This window comes from Brevundimonas nasdae (assembly GCF_019395145.1).
GTDB classification, from domain to species: Bacteria; Pseudomonadota; Alphaproteobacteria; order Caulobacterales; family Caulobacteraceae; genus Brevundimonas; species Brevundimonas nasdae.
The window spans coordinates 3,620,806-3,642,760 of the sequence record NZ_CP080034.1 but is presented as its reverse complement, the minus strand read 5'-3'; the positions used below and the strand labels follow the sequence as shown (position 1 = coordinate 3,642,760).

Sequence of the window (21,955 nt, the reverse complement as noted above, 5' to 3'; positions counted from 1 at the left end):
CCGCCATGAATATCCAAGTCACGCCCACCGCCCTGCCGGAAGAGCCCAACATCGAACTGCCTCTGGCCGATGCGCGCAAGGCCGTCGCCGCCGAGCACGGCCGCATCCCCACCGGCCCGCGCGCAGGCGGGGTGAAGGTCTATGTGGCGGGCGAGCTTTATCCCGACATCCGCGTGCCGTTCCGCGAGGTCGCCGTCCACCCCAGCGCCAACGAGCCGCCGGTGACCATCTATGACTCATCGGGCCCCTACACCGACCCGACGGTGACCATCGACATCAAGAAGGGCCTGCCCAGGGTGAAGTCGTCGTGGCAGCTGGATCGCGGCGACATCGCCCCGGTCCTGAACCCGCGCGAGGTCAAGCCCGAGGACAACGGCCACGCCAGCGGCAAAAACCTGGCCCCCCGCTTCGACACCTCCAACCATCAGGTGTTCAAGGGCGTCGCGGGCCGCCCAGTCACCCAGTACGAATACGCCCAGGCCGGGATCATCACGCCCGAGATGGAATATGTCGCCATCCGCGAGAACATGCGGCGCGAGCAGAACGCCCCCTGCATCCGCGACGGCGAGGATTTCGGCGCCTCCATCCCCGACTTCGTGACGCCCGAATTCGTGCGCTCCGAAATCGCCCGCGGCCGCGCCATCATCCCGCACAACATCAACCACCCCGAGGTCGAGCCGATGATCATCGGCCGCAACTTCCTGGTGAAGATCAACGCCAACATCGGCAACTCGGCCGTCCTGTCCAGCGTCGACGACGAGGTGGACAAGCTGGTCTGGGCCACCCGCTGGGGCGCCGACAACGTCATGGACCTGTCGACGGGCAGGAACATCCACAACATCCGCGACTGGATCATCCGCAACTCGTCGGTCCCCATCGGCACCGTGCCCATCTATCAGGCGCTGGAGAAGGTGAACGGCATCGCCGAGGACCTGACGTGGGAAGTGTTCCGCGACACCCTGATCGAACAGGCCGAACAGGGCGTGGACTATTTCACCATCCACGCGGGCGTGCGCCTGCCCTTCGTGCCGATGACGGCCAAGCGGGTGACGGGCATCGTCTCGCGCGGCGGCTCGATCATGGCCAAGTGGTGCCTGGCCCACCACAAGGAGAGCTTCCTCTATGAGCATTTCGAGGACATCTGCGACATCATGCGCGCCTATGATGTCTCGTTCAGCCTCGGCGACGGCCTGCGCCCCGGCTCCATCGCCGACGCCAATGACGAGGCCCAGTTCGCCGAGCTGCGCACCCTCGGCGAGCTGACGAAAATCGCCTGGGCCAAGGGCTGCCAGGTCATGATCGAAGGCCCCGGCCACGTGCCGATGCACAAGATCAAGGCCAATATGGATGAGCAGCTGAAACACTGCCACGAGGCGCCCTTCTATACGCTTGGCCCGCTGACCACCGACATCGCGCCGGGCTATGACCACATCACCAGCGCCATCGGCGCGGCCATGATCGGCTGGTTCGGCACGGCCATGCTCTGCTACGTCACGCCCAAGGAGCATCTGGGCCTGCCGGATCGTCAGGACGTCAAGGACGGCGTCATCACCTACAAGATCGCCGCCCACGCCGCCGACCTGGCCAAGGGCCACCCCGCCGCCCGCCTGCACGACGACGCCCTGTCGCGCGCCCGGTTCGAGTTCCGCTGGGAGGACCAGTTCAACCTGGGGCTAGACCCCGAAACCGCCCGCAAATACCACGACGAGACCCTGCCGAAGGAGGCGCACAAGACCGCCCACTTCTGCTCCATGTGCGGCCCCAAGTTCTGCAGCATGAAGATCAGCCAGGACATCCGCGACGCGGCCAAGGCCCAGAACGACGCGGGCGCCAGCCTCACCGAAGCCGAAGCCGGCATGGCCGAAATGAGCGCCAAGTTCCGGGCGGGCGGCGGTGTGGTGGAGGTGAAGGTTTAATCATGCAGGAAGAGCGAGATGGTGAAGCGAAAACACACCAGCTACGAAGCGCCGCCGCCCTAGTTCTGCAGCTATGCCATTGACGTTTTCCGGGAATCGTTAATTCTCGCATGGAAGATGTAGAGGCTCAATCCATGCGGGTATCACTGAAACGCGGCAGTCAAGCCGTTGAGATCGAAGGAACACTCAAGGAAATTCAAGAAATCCTTGATCAATGGTGGACGACCGATCCCTCTGCGATCGACGATGCAGAAGACGACACAGACGTTGGAAATAAACCGGAAACAAAGCCTGCCAAGGCCCGTAAGCGACGACCTGTTCGAAAGACCGAAAGTGTCTCAACCAAGGACAATTTCGATCCGAGAATTATGGCAAATGCAATAAAAGAGCATGCCAAGTTTGAAATATTCAGAGAGAAGATCATTCTTGGATCGGCAAATAGGACGCAAAAATCCAAATTTGTGATTTGGCATGCGGACACCCCCATGACCTCAGGCCAAGTACAAAAAGTCCTTCAAGCACTCGACGTAAAAATCGATGCTTCGAATGTCTCACGCGGACTTAGCTCAGCTAGAACTGACTTTATTACCTCTGAGGGCACTTTCGGCCCCGAGTACAAGTTAACCGCTCGCGCTAGAGCTGAGTTTGAGGCATGGCTTTTAGGTGCCTGATCTTAAACTTCGCGCACTCGCTGCTCGACTGGTCTCCGAAGAGGCCAAAGAATTGGAAATTGGGGTATCGCTTCTCTGGTACCTGACCCATTCAGATGCAGATTTTTTTATATCTGCAAAAGAAATCAGTGACCACATGCAGGACCTTGGTATCAGGTCAGGTGTAAACTCATCTAGACTGAAGTCAAATCTAGCAAAACACCCCGATGTTGTACGGGGACGGGCTGCTGGAACATTCCGCATAAAAACTGGAAGATCCGTTCCGTACGAAACGAAATATGGAGATCTTCGGTCACCTGAGCGGATCCCAGTCCCTGACAATTTCTTGCCTAGTTCCATCTCTCTGGGCGGGCGCAAGCACCTCGACTCATTAAGGCGAGAGATAAACGGGACCTATGAATTTGGTCTATATAACTCCTGCGCCGTGATGTGTCGGCGGCTTATGGAATGCCTGCTGATCGAGGCGTTTGACTTCTCTGGAAACAAGGCAGCGATCACGGGCGGCGACGGCAACATCGTGGGCCTCAACGATATTCTAGCAAAAGCAAAATCTGGATCACATGTGAAGCTTTCAAGGAATGCTCCACGGGTAGTTGATCGGGTAAAGGAAAGCGGCGACGCTGCTGCGCACAGTCGACATTACATAACATCGCAACGAGACATCGAAGACCTAAACCCTGGGTTTCGGCAGCTGATTTCGGAGCTAGCCAGCCTAGCCAACTTACAAAAGTAATCAGATCACGAACTAGGTGGCGTAACAATGCCCACCCTCGTCCTCCTCGCCGGGCCGAACGGCGCCGGAAAGACCACCTTCATCAACGGCTTCCTGCGGGAACGGGCCGAGACGTTTCAGTTCGTCAATCCTGACGAGGTGGCGCGGCCCCTGCCCCACGGCCCCGGTCGTGATCTGACCGCCGGGCGGCTGGTGCTTGAACGGCTGGTGGCCCTGACCGCCGCCCGTGCCGACGTGGTGCTGGAAACCACGCTGGCCACGCGCACCCACGCCCGCCGCATCCGCGACTGGAAGGCCGCCGGATACAGGTTCGAACTGGTCTATCTGCGCCTGCCGTCGGTCGAGGCCTCCATCGCCCGCGTCGCGCACCGGGTCGCGCGCGGCGGCCACGGCATTCCCGAAGAGACGCTGAGGCGACGCTATCCGCTCAGCCTCGTTTATCTCGAAACCGTCTACAAGCCGCTGGCCGACAACTGGCAGGTCTACGCCAGTGGCGGCGAGACGCCCGAACTGCTAGATTGGGGACCGCGATGAACAAGCCGCTGTTTGATCACGAAACCACCCTGAAGGCTCTGCGCCGCGCCGCCGAGACGGCCAAGCACGGCACGCGCGAAGAGCAGTCTGGCAAGTTCCTGCCGCCCCCCGGCTGGAAGGGCCACCTGGTCACCGCCGCCGACGCCGCGCCGAAGCACGAACCCCGACGCAAGCGGGCCTGACCCTCTCCTTTCGTCATCCTCCGGCAAGCCGCGTCTTCGCGGCGCAGACCGGGGGACCCAGCGGCGCCGTAGGCGATCTTGGAGCCAAGCGCGGCGCGCGGACTTTCGCCCTGACGGGCGCCGCTGGGTCCCCCGATCTCCCCTCGCTGTCGCGAGAGTCGTCGGAGGATGACGAAAGGAAAACACGCTCCCCCGTCCGATCCTGACGCACCCGCCCTGCAACCTGCGATTTTCAGGCAGGAGGCGGCGCGATGGATGATGAAGGGGCGGGCGAGCGGCAGAAGGACTGGCAGGAGCAGGCGCCGCGCATCATCGCCTCCGGGCGGTGGGAGCAGGACGAGTACGGCGACACCACCTACATCCCCGACCATCTGCGGCCCTCGACCGCCGAGCGGGTCGAGGCGGCCCCAGCGATCCACCAGGATGTCGCGCGCGGCCATTATGACGAAGACCCGGCGCCGCGCGACGGCTATCACGTCCGCGCCGAGGCGGTCTGGGCGGCGGCGCGCCGCGACTACCTGGCCGGGGATGCGGCCGAGGCCGTGTGCCGTCGCTATGACCTGAAGCTGGGGACGCTGCGGTCCCGCGCCGCGCGCGAGGGCTGGCGCCGCTGCGACGTCGAGGACGCGGACGCCTGGCCCGCCCCCTGGCCGGATGAAGACGATCCGGTCGAGGATGGGGCGGCGGACGCCCCTGACCTGGCGGCCATGACGGCTCAGGCCCTGATGCGGCTGAACCGGGCGGTGCGGCGCGGGCGGGCGGCCGAGGCGGCGTCGTGGCTGCGGACCTGGCGGGCGCTGTCCAGCGTGAACGCCCCGGACGACCCGGCCCCGCAACCGGCGGTCCCGCCTGACAGCCCCCCGCCCGCAGCCTCGCCCGACCCGCTCGACGCGCTGGAGGCCGACATGAAGGCGGTCGCCGCCCTGGCCCGCGACGCCGCCCGGCTAGCCCCCGACGACCACGCGGGCCGCCGCGCCATCGAGGCCCGCATCGCCGCCCTCGACGCCCCGATCGCCCCGGAGCCTTAGGGGCCGATTTCAGACGATTCAGACGAATTGGACTCTGTTTTTTCCTGATCAGGCCGCGCGCCTCCGGTCCTCTCGGATCGCTCCGGCGGGGCTTTTCGTTGTGCTGGGGTGAAAGCCGTGCATGATCAGTGAAATGAAGGAGGTCGGGTGAAGCGTCTGTTCGGAAATCTGCTGCTGGCGGCGATTGCGCTGGCGGTCGTCTCCTTCTTCGCCGCGCCCGCCGTGGGCTTTTTCGCCATCCGCTCGGCGGCGGAGGCCAGCGACGTGCAGGGACTGACGCGGCTGATCGACTTCTCCGCCGTGCGCCAGTCGCTGCGGCCGCAGCTGATCGGGCGGCCTGAGGCCATGGCGCCCGCGCCGTCTTTCCTTGAAGACCCCATCGGCGCCTTCCGGGCGCAGCTGGACCGCAACCCCATCATCCGTCCGCCGGACGTGGATTCCTATCTAACGCCCGCCGCCCTGTCGGCCCTGATGCGCGGCGAGGGGCGCTACGCCAGCCAGTGGAAGACCACGGCGGCGACGGACGCCAAGGTCAGGAAGCCCTGGCCCAGGCCCATCTTCTGGGGCGTGAACCGGGCGCGCTTCGCCGTGGACGACAAGGGCGGATCGCGCACCGTCTTCACCTTCGAGCGGCGCGGCCTGTACGAATGGCGGCTGGTGCAGATCGGCCTGCCGGAGGGCGCGTCGCCCGCTGTGCCCGCCGCGCCCGCACCCTCATCGCCCGCCCTCGGCGAGAGAGGTTGAGGCCATGAGCATCCCGCCCCGCTTCCTTCTGGAGACGCCATGAACCGCAAGATCATCACCGGCCTGTTGATAGCGGTGGTCGCGGGCTTCCTATTCGTGTGGATCGCCTCGCCGTTCGTGGCGGCGCAGGGGTTGATCCGCGCGGCCCGCACGGGGGATGCAGCGGGGCTGGAGCGCTATGTCGATTTTCCCGCCTTCCGCACCAGCCTGAAGGATGAACTGAACGCACGCGCCCGGATCGAAATCCGCGACAGATCCAAGGGGGACGTCGGGCTGGCGGCCCTGGGCGCCCTGATCGCGCCGTCCCTGGTGTCGGGCGCGGTCGACAACTTCGTCACGCCTCAGGCCATCGCCGCCATGGTGCGCTCGGCCGAGAAGCCTGAGCCTGAACGCCCCGTCCCGCCCGCCGACACGCCTGCCGTGCCCAAGGAGCGGCTGCACCAGTCCTGGTCCTATCGCGGCCTGAACAAGTTCGCCGTGGCCCTGACGCGCCAGGACAGGCCCGATGACTCGCTCGTGCTGCTGATGACCCGGAATGGTCTGTTCGGCTGGAAGCTGTCGGGCGTGGACCTGACGCCGGACCCGATGGAGTAGGGCGGCCTCACCCACCTCTGAAATGCAATGAGGGGGCGGTCAGTGACCGCCCCCTCATCTGTATCGCTTGGCCGTTAGCGTGGCGGATCAGCCCGCCAGCGCCGCCCGCACCGCCGCCAGGCCATCCTCGGCCTTCGACCCGTCGGGCGCGCCGCCCTGGGCGAAGTCCGGCTTGCCGCCCGCGCCCTGTCCGCCCATGGCCAGGACCGCAGCCCGCGCCAGATCCGCCGCATTCACCTGGCCCGCCAGGTCGTTGGTCACGGCGACGGTGACCGCCGCCTTGCCGTCTGTGACGCCGATCAGGGCCACGACGCCCGTGCCGACCTGTTTGCGGAAGTCTTCGGCGACCCCGCGCAGGCCCTTGCCGTCCACGCCGTCCAGGACGCGCGCGATCAGCTTGACGCCGTTGATCTCTTCCGGCGCCGAAGACGCGCCCGAACCGCCGCCCAGAGCCAACTGCTTCTTCAGCTCAGCGACCTGTTTCTCCAGCGTCTTGACCGAGGCGGTCAGGCTTTCGACGCGGGCCGGGACATCGGCCGTCTGGACCTTGAAGCCCTGCGCCAGCGAACGGGCCACGCCCGCCTGGGCCAGCAGATGCTGACGCGCCGCTTCGCCCGTCAGGGCCTCGATGCGGCGCACGCCTGCGGCGACGCCCGTCTCCTGCACGATCTTGAACAGGGCGATGTCGCCGGTGCGGGTCACATGGGTGCCGCCGCACAATTCGACGGAATAGGGGGCGTTATCGCTGGTCAGCGAACGGCCCAGCGTCAGGACGCGGACCTCATCGCCGTATTTCTCGCCGAACAGGGCGATGGCGCCCGCCTCGATGGCGGCTTCCGGGGCCATCAGCTTGGTCTCGGTCGGGACGTTCTGGCGGATCACCGCGTTCACCTCCGTCTCGATGGCGGCCAGTTCAGCCTCCGTCAGCGGGGCGCCGTGGCTGAAGTCGAAGCGCGCGCGCTCGGCGTCGACCAGCTGACCCTTCTGGGCCACCGTCGCGCCCAGCACATTCTTCAGCGCCGTATGCAGCAGGTGGGCGGCCGAGTGGTTGGCGCGGATCGTGCGGCGCTTTTCAGCGTCCACCGACTGGGCCGCGCGGGTTCCGATCTCCAGCTTTCCGCTGGTGATTTCGGCCGACAGGACGTGCAGGTCGCCCGCGTGCTTCTTCACGTCGATGACCTCGGCCGCACCACCGAGCCATTCGATCACGCCGTGATCGCCGACCTGGCCGCCGCTTTCGGCGTAGAAGGGGGTGGTGTCGAACAGGACCTCGACGATGTCGCCCGCCTCCGCCGTCTCGACCGGCTGGCCCGCCTTCATGATGGCCAGGACCTCGCCCGAGCCGTCGATATTGTCATAGCCGGTGAAGACGGTCGGCCCCATGCGGTCGCGGATGGCCAGCCATTCGTTGGTGTTGGCCGTCTGGCCCGAACCCTTCCAGTGTTCACGCGAACGCTGGCGCTGTTCGGCCATGGCGGCTTCGAAGCCGTCCACATTGACCGAATAGCCGCGGCGGCGCGCTTCGTCCTGCGTCAGGTCCAGCGGGAAGCCATAGGTGTCGGACAGGGTGAAGGCCGTCTGGCCGTCCAGCATGTCGCCGGGCTTGAAGCCTTGAACCGCCGTGTCGAACAGGGCCATGCCCCGGCCCAGGGTGGTGCGGAAGCGGACCTCTTCCTGCTTCAGCGTGTCCTCGATGAAGGGCTGGGCGCGGGCCAGTTCGGGATAGGCGTCGCCCATCTCGGCCACCAGCGTCGGCACCAGACGGTGCATCAGCGGATCGGTCGCGCCCAGCAGGTGGGCATGGCGCATGGCGCGGCGCATGATGCGGCGCAGGACGTATCCACGGCCTTCATTCGACGGCGTCACACCGTCCGCGATCAGGAAGGAGGACGACCGCAGATGGTCGGCGATGACCTGGTGCGAGGGCTTGCGCTCGCCCTCGGCCCTGGTCGAGGTGGCCTCTTCCGACGCCGCGATCAGGGTCTTGAACAGGTCGGTCTCATAGACCGAATGCACGCCCTGCAGCACGGTGGTGATCCGTTCCAGACCCATGCCGGTGTCGACGCTGGGCTTGGGAAGGTTGCGAACGATCTGATCGTTCTCCTTCTCGTACTGCATGAAGACGTTGTTCCAGATCTCCACGAACCGGTCGCCGTCTTCATCGGGCGAACCGGGAGGGCCGCCAGCGATCTTGTCGCCGTGGTCCCAGAAGATTTCGGTGCAGGGGCCGCACGGACCGCTGTCGCCCATGGCCCAGAAGTTGTCCGATCCGGCGATGCGGATGATCTTGTCGTCGCCGAAACCCGTGACCTTCTTCCAGATCGCGGCGGCCTCATCGTCGTCGATATAGACGGTGACCAGCAGGCGTTTGGCGTCCAGCCCGAAGTCCTTGGTCACCAGGCTCCACGCCTTCTCGATGGCGTGTTCCTTGAAATAGTCGCCGAAGGAGAAGTTCCCCAGCATTTCGAAGAAGGTCAGGTGCCGGGCCGTATAGCCGACATTGTCCAGGTCATTGTGCTTGCCGCCCGCGCGCACGCACTTCTGCGAGCTGGTGGCGCGCGGATAGGGCGGCTTGGACGCGCCGGTGAAATAGTCCTTGAACGGCACCATGCCCGCGTTGACGAACAACAGGGTCGGGTCGTTCTGCGGCACCAGAGGAGCCGAGTGCACCTTCTCGTGACCATCGGCCTCGAAATAGTTGAGGAAGGTGGAGCGGATCTCGTTCAGGCTGGGCATGACTTATCGGGCTTCGAACACGGCTTGGCGGGAAGCTGGCCATATAGGGTGTTGCGAGGCATCAGGCCATGCGTTTGTGTGACGGCCGAAACTGACGCGTGCGGGGTGGCGCCGTCCGATGCGGTTCCCATATGCCTGCAACACCTGCTGTTCCAGAAGGACGCCCCTGATGACCGACGCCGCGCCCGCCCTCAAGACCTTGAAGATCGACTTCGTGTCCGACGTCGTCTGTCCCTGGTGCGCCGTGGGCCTGGGCGGGCTGGAGACGGCGCTGGAGCGGCTGGAGGGCGAGGGCATCAAGGCGGATGTCAGATTCCAGCCGTTCGAGTTGAACCCCCAGATGGCGCCCGAGGGCGAGAACATCGTCGAACATATCGGCAGGAAATACGGCTCCACCCCCGAACAGTCGGCGGCCAACCGCGCCATGATCAGACAGAGAGGGGCCGAGGCGGGCTTTGACATGCAGATGGGCGAGGACAGCCGCATCTGGAACACCTTCGACGCCCACCGCCTGCTGCACTGGGCGCAGGAGACTGCGCCCGACAGGCAAGGCGCCCTGAAGCGCGCCCTGTTCGTCGCCCACTTCACCGAGAACAAGAACATCACCGACGCCGGCGTCCTGACCCAGGCGGCGGAGACGGCGGGCCTGGACCGGGCCGAGGCGGGCGAAGTCCTGGCCTCGGGCCGCTACGCCCAGGCCGTGCGCGCGGCCGAGGACCTGTGGCGCTCGCGCGGCATCACCTCGGTTCCCGCCGTGGTGGTCGAAGGCAAATACCTGATCAGCGGCGGCCAACCCGCCGACGCCTTCGAACAGGCGTTGAGGCAGATCGCGGGCGAGGCTTAAGGCCGACGGCACGAGCACATAAAAAAGGGGGCGCGACGCGCCCCCTTCTTCGCTTTCCAGCCCCCTCCCCCGCATGGCAAGGGAGGGATCAGATCACAGCCTCAGCCGACGTCCGGCAGAGCGGCGCGCAGGTTTTCGGCGACCTTGTCGAGGAAGCCCTCGGTGGTCAGCCAGCCCTGCTGGTCGCCGACCAGCAGCGCCAGGTCCTTGGTCATCGAGCCGCTTTCGACGGTGTCGACCACGACCTTCTCAAGCGTGTCGGCGAACTGGTCCAGAGCCGCGTTGCCGTCCAGCTTGGCGCGGTGCTTGAAGCCGCGCGTCCAGGCGAAGATCGAGGCGATCGAGTTGGTCGAGGTGGCCTCGCCCTTCTGGTGCTGGCGATAGTGGCGGGTCACGGTGCCGTGGGCGGCTTCCGTTTCCAGCACCTTGCCGTCCGGCGTCATCAGGACCGAGGTCATCAGGCCCAGCGAACCGAAGCCCTGAGCCACGACGTCCGACTGCACGTCGCCGTCATAGTTCTTGCACGCCCAGACGAAACCGCCCGACCACTTCATGGCCGCTGCGACCATGTCGTCGATCAGACGGTGCTCATAGGTCAGGCCGCGGGCTTTGAACTCGGCGGCGTAATGTTCGTCGAAGACTTCCTGGAACAGGTCCTTGAAGCGGCCGTCATAGGCTTTCAGGATCGTGTTCTTGGTCGACAGATAGACCGGGTAGTTGCGCTGCAGGCCATAGGCGAACGAGGCGTGGGCGAACTCACGGATCGAGGCGTCCTGATTGTACATGGCCATGGCCACGCCGGCGCCCGGCGCCTTGTAGACTTCGTGTTCGATCACTTCGCCGTCTTCGCCGACGAACTTGATCGTCAGGGTGCCGGGGCCAGGCATCAGGAAGTCGGTGGCCTTGTACTGGTCGCCGAAGGCGTGGCGGCCGACGACGATCGGCTGGGTCCAGCCCGGAACCAGGCGCGGCACGTTCGAGCAGATGATCGGCTCGCGGAAGACGACGCCGCCCAGGATGTTGCGGATGGTGCCGTTGGGCGACTTCCACATCTTCTTCAGGCCGAACTCGGCGACGCGGGCTTCGTCAGGCGTGATGGTGGCGCACTTGACGCCGACGCCGTGCTTCTGGATCGCGTGGGCGGCGTCGATCGTCACCTGGTCGTCGGTGGCGTCGCGGTGCTCCATGCCCAGGTCGTAGTAGTCCAGCTCCAGATCCAGGAACGGGAAGACCAGCTTGTCCTTGATCATCTGCCAGATGATGCGGGTCATTTCGTCGCCGTCGATGTCGACGATGGGGTTTTCGACCTTGATCTTGGCCATGCGCGTGTCCGCCTATGAACGTTGGGGAAGGAATATCGTGGCGGCGGTATAGCGAGGCAGGGCCGTCACGCAAACCCCGACATGGGTTCGGCGGATTGCGAAAACGTCGCTGCGGCGGTGAACCGGATCGGCCGACATGCGCTTAACCAGGCCAAAGCTTGAGCATAAGGCCCTCCACCATGACCGAAGAGACCAAAATCCTGGTGGACGCCTGGATCGAACGGTTCGGCGAACCGCCCAGCATCATCGACGTGGAACTGATGAAAGACTTGCTCGCTGATGCAGATGAGGCAAACTGCACGACGCTCAATTAACACGGGAAGAAGGCTGAGGGGAATGATGGGATCGCGGTACGCTATGAAATGGATGGCGGTGGCGGGCATGGCGGCGCTTGTCGCCTCGTGCGGGCGCGGTGAAGCCAGCAAGGACGCCTCGACGGGGGGCCAGTCGGCCGATGCGCCTGTCGCTTCTGCGCCGGACGCCGGACCGACGACCACCCTGGCGAGCCGCCCCGAGAGCAAGAGCTTCCGCGACTGGAAGGTGACCTGCGACAATGGCGCAACCTGCGCCGCCGTCGCCCCCTCGGTCGAGGAGGCCCAGGGCTGGCTGAGCGTGGAGATCGCCCCCGAGACGGCGGCGGTTCCAAAAGTTCTGATCGGCGTCTGGCTGGACAACACCGACAACACCAGCCGTGCAACCCCCGTCACCCTGACCATCGACGGACGCAGCTTCCGCACTGAACCGGTGACCGACGCCGACATTCCAACAGCCCGCGTGGTCGCCGCCGACGCCCTGAACGCCGTGCGCGCCCTGGCGTCGGGCAAGGTCGCAACCGCAAGGGCGGCAGGTGAAACAGTGCCTCTTTCGCTGACCGGCGCTTCGGCTTCGCTGTTGTGGATTGATGATCGTCAGGGCCGCCTGGATACGCCCAACGCTCTGATCCGCGTCGGCCAGCGCACGGCCTCCGTCCAGGGTCCGACCATACCCGTAATCACCCCTGCCCCCGCCATCGCTCAGGGACAGTTGGGTGGCGACAATCAGGTTCTGCCCAAGTCCATCGAAATCCTGCCCGCCGTCCGCGAATGCCGCAGTGAAAACTCGGGCGGCGGCGACGTCATCTCGGCCAAGCTGGGTCCGCAGCAGGAGCTGTGGGGCGTGCCGTGCGGGTCAGGCGCCTACAATTTCACCAGCAACCTCTACATCACCGGACCAAACGGCCAGAACCCGGTCGCGGCCCGCCTGCCCCAGGCCGACGGCACGACGACCAACGAGGTGGTCAACGGCTTCTACAATGCCGACAAGCGCGAACTGGTCGCCTTCGCCAAGGGGCGGGGCATCGGCGACTGCGGCATCGCCCAGACCTGGGTCTGGACAGGGCGCAGTTTCGCCCTGGCGCTGGAACAGTCGATGGACAGCTGCAACGGCGTGCCGCCGGATCAATGGCCGATCAGCTACCGCGCCAAGGTGCAGTGACAAAAGTGACAAACAAGGATCATCAGCCCCGCCGCCTGACGCAGCGGGGCTGATGGCTGCGGGCGGATCAGGCCCGGCGGCTCATGACCTGTTCAAGCACCGCCAGCGGCAGGGAGCCGTTCTCCAGCACCGCGTCATGGAAGGCGCGCAGGTCGAAACCGGGCTTGGCCTCAGCTTCCTTGCGAAGACGGGCGATCACGGTGTGGCCGACCTTGTAGGCGCAGGCCTGACCCGGCCAGACCGAATAGCGGTTGATCTCGCTGTTCGAGGCGTCCAGCGGCTTGGCGCCCGAGGCCGCCATGTATTCGACCGCCTGCTCACGGCTCCAGCGCTCGGAGTGGATGCCGGTGTCGACCACCAGACGCACCGCCCGGAACAGATAGGACATCAGGAAGCCGACGCGGCCCAAAGGGTTGGCCGCATAGACGTCCAGATCATTGGCGGCGACCGCCTCGGCATACAGGGCCCAGCCTTCGTTATAGGCCGAGAAGCCGCCCGCACGGCGCCATTGCGGCAGTTCGCCGGATTCGCGCTGCAGGGCGACCTGCAGATGGTGGCCGGGCGAGGCCTCATGATAGGTCAGGGTCGGCAGGGCGAACTTCGGCCAGTTCCCGCTGTCGCGCAGGTTGATGTAATAGGCGCCCGGACGCGACCCATCCAGCGGCGGCCCCTGATAGTATCCGCCTGGAGCGCCCGACTGGATCGACACCGGCACGCGCCGGATCTCGACATGGGATTTCGGCAGGCGGCCGAACACCTGCGGCAGCTTCGGCTCCAGATCGGCGACCAGCTGGTTCAGCCAGGCCAGCAGCTCCTCCTTGCCTGCATCGGTGTTGGCGAACAGCTGGGCCGGCTCCTTGTTCAGGGCCTGAATGCGTTCTCCCACCGTCCCCTGCGTATAGCCCTGCGCCTTCAGGATGGCGTCGATCTCGGCGCTGATCTCGGCGACCTGTTCACGCCCCAGGGCGTGGATCTCCCTGGCGGTCAGGGTGGTGGTCGTATTGGCCTTCAGACCGGCGGCGTAGAAAGCCTCTCCGTCCGGCAGGCGCCAGACGCCCGCATCATGCACGGCCTGCGGACGCAGGGCCTCGATGACCGCCACCTGACGGGCCAGGGCGGGCTTGACCTTCTGATCGACGATGGCGACGCCGCGCGCCTCATAACCCGACAGATTCAGCGCGCCGGTCTTGCGCGCCAGCGACTTGATCATGGCCATGTCGGCGGCGGAGGCGTCGCGCAGGGTGCGGATCTGCGGCAGCATCCGGTCGATGATGAAGTCGGGCGGGATCACGCCCAGACCGGCGTCCTCGCGGATCTTGGCCGTCTCGCCGTCCAGAACGCCTGCGAAGGCCTCCAGACGCGACAGGAAGGCGTCAGCGCCCGCCGCATCATCAATCCGGTGCTGGTTGTCCAGGAAGTCCGGCACGCTGAAATAGGAACCTGACAGCTGGGTCACCACATAGGGCGACGGACGGCCTGGTCCGGCCCCATAGGCGAAGCGCGACGTCTGGGCCGCCGTTTCGCGGCCGAAAGAGGCGATCGCATAGTTCAGGGCGCCGGCCTGCGACAGGCCTGACTGGTCAAAGGCGCGCAGCTGCTCCCAGCGGCCGACGGCCTTCTGACGATCCTTGCGGATGGCGTCCGGTCCCGCCTCGCTCAGCTTGCTGGACAGGCCCGCGCGTGCGCCCTTGTCCAGCCCCAGGCTGGTGGCGTGTTCGGGACTTTCGTCGATGTCCGCCTCGAACCAGCCGTCCAGCAGGGCGTTCAGACGCCCATCGGCGTCAGTGGAAGCGGCCTGGGCCAGGGTTGGCGCGACCGCAGCCGTGGCGGCGGCGGTCAGCAGAAGGCGGCGACGATCAATCATTCGGTTACTCCCCCGAACGGGCGCGTCACGCCGGACGCCTCCCCATAACAACACTCAGACCGGCGCGCCTGCAGACATCAGCGCCGGATCAGGCCTGGGTCGCGACCCAGCCGTCCACGATCCGCTCCAGCACCGACAGGGGAACCCCGCCCGCCGCCAGAGCCGTGTCATGGAAACCCTTGATGTCGAAGCGCGGCCCCAGCGCGGTCTTGGCCTTTTCGCGCAGACGGACCCATTCGTTGTGGCCGACCTTGTAGGCGCAGGCCTGGCCGGGCCAGCCGCAATAGCGTTCGACCTCGGACGTCGCCGCCCCTTCCTGATCGCCATAGGCCTCCATCATGTAGCGGATGCCCTGTTCACGGCTCCAGCCCTTGGAGTGGATGCCGGTGTCGACGACCAGCCGGGCCGAGCGGAACATCAGCGACTGCAGATAGCCGATCTGCCCCAACGGATCATGCTCATAGGCACCCAGCTCATCGGCCAGCTGCTCGGCGTACAGGCCCCAGCCCTCGACATAGCTGGAGAAGCCCAGAAGGTTCATCAGCATCGGCGCCGACGGGCTTTCCTGCTGCAGGCTGATCTGCAGATGGTGGCCGGGCGAGGCCTCGTGGTAGGTCAGGGTCGGCAGGCTCCACGACGGCCATTCCGACGTGTCCTTCAGATTGATCCAGTAGATGCCGGGCCGCGTCCCATCCAGGCTGGCGGAGTTGTAATAGCCCATCGGGGCGCCGGCCTCGATCTCGGGCGGGACGCGCTTGATTTCGACCGGGGCCTTGGGCAGACGGCCGAAGGCGCGCGGCAGGCGGCCCTGCATGTCGGCCATCTGGGCGTTGAGCTTGGCGATCAGCTCCGCCTTGCCTGCATCCGTGTTGGGATAGACGTATTTCGGATCGTCACCCAGCGCCTTGATCCGCTCGGCGACAGAGCCCTGCGTCAGGCCCTGTGCCTTCAGCAAGACGTCCGCGCGGCCCGTCAGATCCGCCATCTGCTCCAGGCCGGTGCGGTGGATTTCATCCGCCGTCAGACGCGTGGTGGTGATGTAGTGCAGGCTGTTGGCGTAATACTGATCGCCCTGCGGCAGGCGGCGTACGGACGCCTCGTGCGTGGCGCCGGGCAGGGCCGCCTTCAGCACCGCGTTCTGTGCGGCCAGAGCCGGATAGACCTGTTCGGTCAGCAGCCGCTCGACCTCGGCGCCCCAGTTTCCGCTCAAACCCTTGGCTTGGGCGCGGTCGATGACCGAGCGGGTGATGGGCGAGGCGGAGGCGGCGGTGGCCAGCATGCCTTCCTGTTGGCGCACGGCCTTGGCCAGGATGAAGTCGGGCGGCACGACGCCCAGGGCGTATTCTTCCTTCAGGCGGTCCGTCTCGGCGCGGAAGACATCGGACAGAACCCGCACCCGCGCCACATAGGCGTCGGCGTCGGCGGCCGTCTCGATGGTGTGCTGATTACCCAGGAAATCCGGCGCCGACTGATATGTGCCGCCCTGCTGGCTGACGCGGTAGGGATTGGGCCAGCCGCCCTGGCCATACGGAATGTCGAAGGTGGCGATGACGGCGTCGAGATTGGCGGTCAGGCTGTCGTAATAGAGCCCGTCTTGCGCCTGCATCGCGGACCGGTTCATGCCCGCCAGCTGGGCGCGTTGGGCGCGGAAAAAGGCGCGCTGGCCTTCTTCTTCTGCGCGGGTCGGAATGGTCAGCTTCGACTTGGCGGCGGCGCGCGCGCCCTTGTCCAGACCGAAGGCGGTCACGGTTTCGGGGCTCAGATCCAGCGTCTCTTCGAACGCCTTGTCCATGAATGTCCGCAGGGTCTCGCCTGCGGCGTTCGTTGCCGGCGCCATGACCTGAGCGAAGGCGGCGTCGCCAAGGGCGGCCAGGCCTGCGCCTGCGGCGGCGGATTGAAGAAGGCGACGACGATCCAACATGAATATTCCCCCTTATTTGCATGGACAATGAAACCGCTCGCCGTCGCGGAGCAAGTTAAAACGCCGCCAACCCGCGCGCCGGACCGCCCAGGCCTGCGCGATCCGCCACACTGCGACGATAGGAGCGAGAAAAACAGCGATCGGCCTCTGGATTTCCCCGGCGTCAACGGAACAAATGGAAATCCCCAGAAGGATTGTGTCCAACGCAGTTGCCGAAGGGGACGCGTTCGTCCATCACCGGGCGTCTCGCCAGCACAGAGACGGGAGCATCGAAGAGCATGGGATTGGTCGCGAATATTCGTCGGGATGTGCGGTTCGCGCGTGGCCTGTTCCGCCTTTTGAAGCGCATCAAGCCGATCGAACTCGATAGCGACGTGCTGCTGTGCGACGACTTCGAAGAGGCTGTCGACAAGTTCGCCGACAACATCGCCGTCGAGGACGAACGCCGCAGCCTGACCTATCGCGAGCTGGACAACATGGCCAACCGGTTCGGCCATTGGGCCAAGGGCCGGGGTCTGCGCCGCAACGACACCATCGCCCTGATGATGACCAACCGGGTCGAATATCTGGCGGCGTGGCTCGGCTTCTCCAAGGTCGGCATCTCGACGGCACTGATCAACACCAATCTGACCGGCGAGGGCCTGGCCCACTGCCTGGCCATCTCGGGCGCCTTCCAGGTGGTCGCCGACGAGGACTGCTGGCGTCAGGTCGAGGACGCCCGCGCCCTGGTGCCGCACAACCTCATGCTCTGGGTCATGGGCCTGACCGAGGCTGACGAGTCCAGCGAGCGCCGCGGTCTGGACAAGCCGGTGCGCGGCGGTTCGTCGGTGCGCCCGACCCGCTCGGCGCGCGAAGGTCTGACCAATCGCGACACCGCCCTGTTCATCTACACCTCTGGCACCACCGGCCTGCCCAAGGCGGCGCGCATCCCGCACTCGCGCGCCCGGACATATATGCGCGCCTTTGCCGGCGCCACGCGCTCCACGCCCACGGACCGCATCTATGACTGCCTGCCGCTGTATCATTCAACCGGCGGTCTGGTCGGCGTGGGCGCGGCCCTGCTGAACGGAGGGCGGCTGATCATCCGCAAGAAGTTCTCAGCGACCAATTTCTGGCCCGACGTGAAGGCGTCCGGCGCCACCATGTTCGTCTATATCGGCGAACTGTGCCGTTACCTGACCGCCGCCCCGCACAATGAGGACGAGACCAAGCACAAGCTGAAGCTGGCCTTCGGCAACGGCTTGCGCTCCGACGTCTGGCCCGAGTTCCAGAGCCGCTTCAAGATCCCCGAGATCCTGGAATTCTACGGCTCGACCGAGGGCAATGTCTCCCTGTTCAACTTCGACGGCAAACAGGGCGCCATCGGCCGGGTGCCCAGCTATCTGAAGAAGCAGATCAACATCCGTCTGGTCCAGTTCGACGTCGACACCGAACAGCCCATTCGCGGCCCCGACGGCCTGTGCCGTCTGGCGCGCGTCGGCGAGGTCGGCGAGGCCATCGGCGAGATCGGCAACGACATCCGTCACGACTTCTCCGGCTATGCCGACAAGGCCGCCTCGCAGAAGAAGATCCTGACCGACGTGTTCAAGAAGGGCGACCGCTGGTTCCGCACCGGCGACCTGATGAAGCAGGACAGCGAAGGCTATTTCTACTTCGTGGACCGGATGGGCGACACCTTCCGCTGGAAGGGCGAAAACGTCTCCACCTCCGAGGTCGAACAGGTGCTGATGACGGCGCCGGGCGTCGAGACGGCCATCGTCTATGGCGTGCCGGTGCCCGGCCAGGACGGCAAGGCCGGGATGGCGGCCCTGGTGGTGGACGGCAAGTTCGACGCCAAGACCTTCTCGGACCATGTCGAGAGCAAGCTGCCGGGCTATGCCCAGCCTGTGTTCGTGCGTCTGATGAAGGCGGTCGAAACGACCGGCACCTTCAAGTTCAGAAAGGCCGACCTGGTCGCAGACGGCTTCGACCCGGAAAAGGCGGGCGCGGCGACCCTGTATGTGCGCGGCGGCAAGTCCGGCTATCAGAAGCTGACGCCTGCGGCGCGCGAGGCGATCCTGAACGGCGAAGGCCGCATCTGATCCTGTGACGATGAGAGACGGCGTTCGCGAAACGCCGTCTTAATCATTAATCGCCATGCTTCACGCCTCTCGCGTGAGGATCGCCCGCACCCATGTTTCAGATCATCGGCATCGTCATGCTGTTCGGCATGGTGTTCGGCAGCTACATCCTGGCGGGCGGCAAGTTCGGCGTCATCGCCCACGCCCTGCCGCATGAGTTCATGGCCATCGGCGGCGCCGGCGTCGCCGCCTTTCTGATCTCCAACAGCCTGCCGGTGATCAAGGCGTCCCTGGGGGGACTGGGCAAGACCTTCTCCGGCCCCAAGTGGAAGAAGCAGGACTACAAGGACCTGCTGAGCCTGCTGTTCCAACTGACCAAGACCATGAAGTCCAAGGGCGTGGTGGCGCTGGAAAGCCATATCGAGAAGCCCAAGGAATCCACGATTTTCCAGAAGTACCCCAAGGTGCTGAAGGACCATTTCGCCGTCGACTTCATCTGCGACACCCTGCGGATGATGACCATGAACCTGGAAGATCCCCACCAGGTCGAGGATGCGATGGAGAAGCAGCTCGAGAAACATCACCACGAGCATCTGGAGCCGGCCCACGCCCTGCAGAACCTGGCCGACGCCCTGCCCGCCCTGGGCATCGTCGCCGCCGTCCTGGGCATCGTGAAAACCATGGGCTCCATCACCGAACCGCCCGAAATCCTGGGCGGGATGATCGGCGGCGCGCTGGTCGGCACCTTCCTAGGCGTCTTCCTGGCCTATGGGCTGGTCGGGCCGTTCGCGGCGCGGCTGAAGGCCATCGTCGATGAGGAAGCGGCCTATTACAAGATCATCCAGTCCGTGCTGGTCGCCCACCTGCACGGCAATGCAGCCCAGATCTCGGTCGAGATCGGTCGCGGCGACATCCCCTCGATCGCCCAGCCGTCCTTCGTCGAGATGGAAGAGACGCTGAACAACATCACCAACGACTGAGCAGGCGGCCGGTCGTTTCATGCGGCTTCACGCCGCCGGGATTGCGGCTTGCGCCGTCGATCACGGCGGCCCTATCGTTTGGACAGAGGCTCCCGCCCTCGCGACATGCATACGGAGGATTTCCCATGCGCATCACCGCCCTCATCACCGTTTCCGCCGCCGTTCTGGCCCTCGCCGCCTGTGAGAAGGGCGCGGACGAACACGGCGCCGCCGCCAAGCCCGCCAATGACGCGGTCGAGGCTGCGGGCGTCGCCGAGGACTCGGTTCTGACCACGGAACAGTCCGCCCAGGCCGCTGCTCAGGCCGCCGACCAGGCGGCGCAGGACGCCCACAGCGTCGACACCGCCGCCATGACGCCCCTGCCCAGCCAGACGGCCCCTGCTGCGCCCCCCGCCGCCCCTGCCGCAGCCCCCGCTGCCGCTCACTAAATCCAGACGGCCGATCGACGTCCGACACGGGCCGCTCCGCAAGGGGCGGCCCTTTTTGCTGACGCGTGCTAGAGGGCGCGCATGACGACCCAAGACGCCTCGCCGCAACTGACCTGGACCGAAGAGGGCGAGCCGCGCTCGGGCCGGTTCGGGGATGTCTATTTCTCGCGCGACGACGGCCTGGCCGAAACCCGCGCCGTCTTCCTGAACGGCTGCGGCCTGCCGGACGCCTGGGCCGGTCGGCGCCGGTTCACGGTGGCGGAGTTGGGCTTTGGCACCGGGCTGAACATCGCCGCCCTGCTGACCCTGTGGCAGGCGCACCGGCCCGAGGGCGGACGGCTGCACATCTTCTCGATCGAGGGCTTTCCCCTGACGGCGGACGAAGCCCGTCGCGCCTTGTCCAACTGGCCCGAACTGGCCGAGGCGGCGCAGGCCCTGACGAACGCCTGGCCGTCAGGCACGCCCGGCTTCCACCGGTTGGACCTGCCCGGTTTCAACGCTGTCCTCGATCTGGCGGTCGGCGACGCCGAATGGGCGCTGAGGGAATGGTCGGGCCAGGCCGACGCCTGGTTCCTGGACGGCTTCTCCCCCGCCCTGAACCCCGGCATGTGGTCGCCGGAGGTGATGGACCAGATCCCCGCACGTTCCGCCCCCGGCGCCCGCGTCGCCACCTTCACCGTCGCCGGAGCCGTGCGCCGCGGCCTGGCCGAACGCGGCTTCACCGTCGAGAAAATGCCGGGGCATGGCCGCAAGCGTGAACGGCTGGAGGCGCGGCTGCCGACACATCCCGCCCCCGAAGCCGGGCCTCGCGTCGCCGTGATCGGCGCTGGCATAGCGGGCGCCTCGGTCGTGCGCGCCCTGACGGCGGCAGGCGTCACCCCGCTCGTGTTCGAGGCCGACAAACCCGGTGCGGGCGGATCGGGCTTTCCATCCGGTCTGGTGACGCCTCGCCTGGACGCCGGAGATGCAGGCATCGCCGCCCTCTACGCCCAGGCGCTGGAGCGTGCGCGTGACCTCTATCGCGCCACGCCGGGGGCCATAGTCGCCGAGGGCGTGCTGCAGTTGCCTCAGGCCGAGCGTGACGCCGCCCGCTACGCCAAGATCGCCGCCCAGCCGATCTGGCCAAGCGGCGCCATGACGATGGTGTCGCCCGACAAAGCCGCCGCCCGCATCGGCGAACCGGCTTCGACCGGAGGCCTGCTGATGGGCGGCGCCTGCGCGGTGAACCCCGCCGCCATCCTGTCCGACTGGCTGTCCGGGGCCGAGATCATCAAGGCGGTCGTCACACGGATTGAACCCAGCGACGCGGGTTGGCGGCTGTTCAACGGCGACGCCCTTCTGGCCCAGGTTGACGCCGTCGTCCTGACCGCGGGCTGGGGGTCAGCCTCTCTTCTGGAAGATATGGACGCCGCTCCCCACCTGTCGCCCGTTCGCGGCCAAGCCAACTGGATCAGCGGGCCAGCCCCCGCCCCCGTCGCCTGGGGCGGCTATGCGGCTCCGACGGACGACGGCCTGCTGTTCGGCGCCACCCATGACCGGGGCGACACCTCGACCGACATCCGCGACGACGACACCACGCGCAACCTGACGACCCTGGAGCAGCGCCTGCCGCGACTGGCCGCCTCGACGGCAACGAAGACGATCCAGGGCCGCGCCGCCATCCGCGCCACCACCGCCGACCGCCTGCCCGTGGCAGGCTGCGTAGCCCCCGGCCTGTTCATCCTCGGCGGACTCGGCTCGCGCGGCCTGTCCGCCGCCCCCCTGTTGGGCGAGCACATCGCCGCTCTGATCACCGGCGCGCCTACCCCCCTGCCGCAGTCCGCTGCTGCGCGGGTCGGACCGCTGCGTCCCGCCGTCGCCAGAAATTGATTTGCTGAAACATCAGTCAGGGCCAAATCTCGGACCGGGCTTTTCAGGGATCAAAA

General features: G+C 66.1%; 19 protein-coding genes. 15 read left to right on the top strand and 4 right to left on the bottom strand.

Features of this window, described 5'->3' with window-relative positions; translation table 11 throughout:
• Positions 1-5 precede the first annotated feature (5 nt).
• The 8 genes from thiC to KWG56_RS17655 all read left to right on the top strand — a co-directional run bounded on the left by thiC (position 6) and on the right by KWG56_RS17655 (position 6,402).
• A complete protein-coding gene (gene thiC, locus KWG56_RS17690; RefSeq protein ID WP_244999570.1) occupies positions 6-1,916 on the top strand; it encodes a phosphomethylpyrimidine synthase ThiC in 1,911 nt (636 codons plus the stop codon).
• Positions 1,917-2,026: 110 nt separating this feature from the next.
• Positions 2,027-2,587, top strand: coding sequence for a hypothetical protein (locus KWG56_RS17685; protein ID WP_219353144.1), 561 nt, complete (start codon positions 2,027-2,029; stop codon positions 2,585-2,587).
• Positions 2,580-3,320 carry a hypothetical protein gene (locus tag KWG56_RS17680; RefSeq protein ID WP_219353143.1) on the top strand — a complete coding sequence of 247 codons (741 nt, stop codon included), beginning with the start codon at positions 2,580-2,582 and terminating at the stop codon, positions 3,318-3,320. The genes KWG56_RS17685 and KWG56_RS17680 overlap by 8 nt, the downstream gene beginning before the upstream one ends.
• A 27-nt stretch (positions 3,321-3,347) precedes the next feature.
• Entirely contained in the window at positions 3,348-3,854 is a 507-nt protein-coding gene (locus tag KWG56_RS17675) for an ATPase (protein ID WP_219353142.1), read from the top strand.
• A complete protein-coding gene (locus KWG56_RS17670) occupies positions 3,851-4,036 on the top strand; it encodes a hypothetical protein (RefSeq protein ID WP_219353141.1) in 186 nt (61 codons plus the stop codon). The genes KWG56_RS17675 and KWG56_RS17670 overlap by 4 nt, the downstream gene beginning before the upstream one ends.
• A gap of 251 nt (positions 4,037-4,287) precedes the next feature.
• On the top strand, positions 4,288-5,064 hold the full coding sequence (locus KWG56_RS17665; protein ID WP_219353140.1) for a hypothetical protein: 777 nt from the start codon (positions 4,288-4,290) through the stop codon (positions 5,062-5,064).
• Positions 5,065-5,211: 147 nt separating this feature from the next.
• Entirely contained in the window at positions 5,212-5,808 is a 597-nt protein-coding gene (locus tag KWG56_RS17660) for a DUF2939 domain-containing protein (protein WP_219353139.1), read from the top strand.
• Between the two features lie 39 nt (positions 5,809-5,847).
• Positions 5,848-6,402: a DUF2939 domain-containing protein gene (locus KWG56_RS17655; RefSeq protein WP_219353138.1), complete on the top strand. Its 555-nt coding sequence runs from the start codon at positions 5,848-5,850 to the stop codon at positions 6,400-6,402.
• Positions 6,403-6,489: 87 nt separating this feature from the next.
• Here KWG56_RS17655 and alaS read toward each other — a convergent pair whose 3' ends face one another.
• Entirely contained in the window at positions 6,490-9,138 is a 2,649-nt protein-coding gene (gene alaS / locus KWG56_RS17650) for an alanine--tRNA ligase (RefSeq protein ID WP_219353137.1), read from the bottom strand.
• A 169-nt stretch (positions 9,139-9,307) separates the two neighbouring features.
• Here alaS and KWG56_RS17645 point away from each other — a divergent pair, with 169 nt between their 5' ends.
• Positions 9,308-9,982 carry a DsbA family oxidoreductase gene (locus KWG56_RS17645; RefSeq protein ID WP_219353136.1) on the top strand — a complete coding sequence of 225 codons (675 nt, stop codon included), beginning with the start codon at positions 9,308-9,310 and terminating at the stop codon, positions 9,980-9,982.
• A 101-nt stretch (positions 9,983-10,083) separates the two neighbouring features.
• Here KWG56_RS17645 and KWG56_RS17640 read toward each other — a convergent pair whose 3' ends face one another.
• Complete coding sequence (locus tag KWG56_RS17640; RefSeq protein WP_219353135.1) at positions 10,084-11,304, bottom strand: NADP-dependent isocitrate dehydrogenase; 1,221 nt, start codon at positions 11,302-11,304, stop codon at positions 10,084-10,086.
• A 179-nt stretch (positions 11,305-11,483) separates the two neighbouring features.
• On the opposite strand from KWG56_RS17640, the gene KWG56_RS18955 reads away from it, so the two are divergent.
• Together KWG56_RS18955 and KWG56_RS17635 are read left to right on the top strand one after the other, a co-directional pair.
• Complete coding sequence (locus KWG56_RS18955) at positions 11,484-11,618, top strand: hypothetical protein (RefSeq protein WP_257903729.1); 135 nt, start codon at positions 11,484-11,486, stop codon at positions 11,616-11,618.
• A 43-nt stretch (positions 11,619-11,661) separates the two neighbouring features.
• Entirely contained in the window at positions 11,662-12,777 is a 1,116-nt protein-coding gene (locus tag KWG56_RS17635; RefSeq protein WP_219353134.1) for a DUF1176 domain-containing protein, read from the top strand.
• Between the two features lie 67 nt (positions 12,778-12,844).
• Here KWG56_RS17635 and KWG56_RS17630 read toward each other — a convergent pair whose 3' ends face one another.
• Positions 12,845-14,641: a DUF885 domain-containing protein gene (locus tag KWG56_RS17630; protein WP_219353133.1), complete on the bottom strand. Its 1,797-nt coding sequence runs from the start codon at positions 14,639-14,641 to the stop codon at positions 12,845-12,847.
• Positions 14,642-14,729: 88 nt separating this feature from the next.
• Positions 14,730-16,562: a DUF885 domain-containing protein gene (locus tag KWG56_RS17625; RefSeq protein ID WP_219353132.1), complete on the bottom strand. Its 1,833-nt coding sequence runs from the start codon at positions 16,560-16,562 to the stop codon at positions 14,730-14,732.
• Between the two features lie 278 nt (positions 16,563-16,840).
• On the opposite strand from KWG56_RS17625, the gene KWG56_RS17620 reads away from it, so the two are divergent.
• From KWG56_RS17620 to mnmC, 4 genes are all read left to right on the top strand, one after another.
• Positions 16,841-18,643 carry a long-chain-acyl-CoA synthetase gene (locus KWG56_RS17620; RefSeq protein WP_201100828.1) on the top strand — a complete coding sequence of 601 codons (1,803 nt, stop codon included), beginning with the start codon at positions 16,841-16,843 and terminating at the stop codon, positions 18,641-18,643.
• A 92-nt stretch (positions 18,644-18,735) separates the two neighbouring features.
• The gene (motA, locus tag KWG56_RS17615; protein WP_201100829.1) at positions 18,736-19,602 is read left to right on the top strand and encodes a flagellar motor stator protein MotA; all 867 of its coding nucleotides are present in this window, start codon (positions 18,736-18,738) and stop codon (positions 19,600-19,602) included.
• Positions 19,603-19,727: 125 nt separating this feature from the next.
• Positions 19,728-20,030 carry a hypothetical protein gene (locus KWG56_RS17610; protein ID WP_219353131.1) on the top strand — a complete coding sequence of 101 codons (303 nt, stop codon included), beginning with the start codon at positions 19,728-19,730 and terminating at the stop codon, positions 20,028-20,030.
• Positions 20,031-20,111: 81 nt separating this feature from the next.
• Complete coding sequence (gene mnmC, locus KWG56_RS17605) at positions 20,112-21,899, top strand: bifunctional tRNA (5-methylaminomethyl-2-thiouridine)(34)-methyltransferase MnmC2/FAD-dependent 5-carboxymethylaminomethyl-2-thiouridine(34) oxidoreductase MnmC1 (RefSeq protein WP_219353130.1); 1,788 nt, start codon at positions 20,112-20,114, stop codon at positions 21,897-21,899.
• Positions 21,900-21,955: the final 56 nt, after the last annotated feature.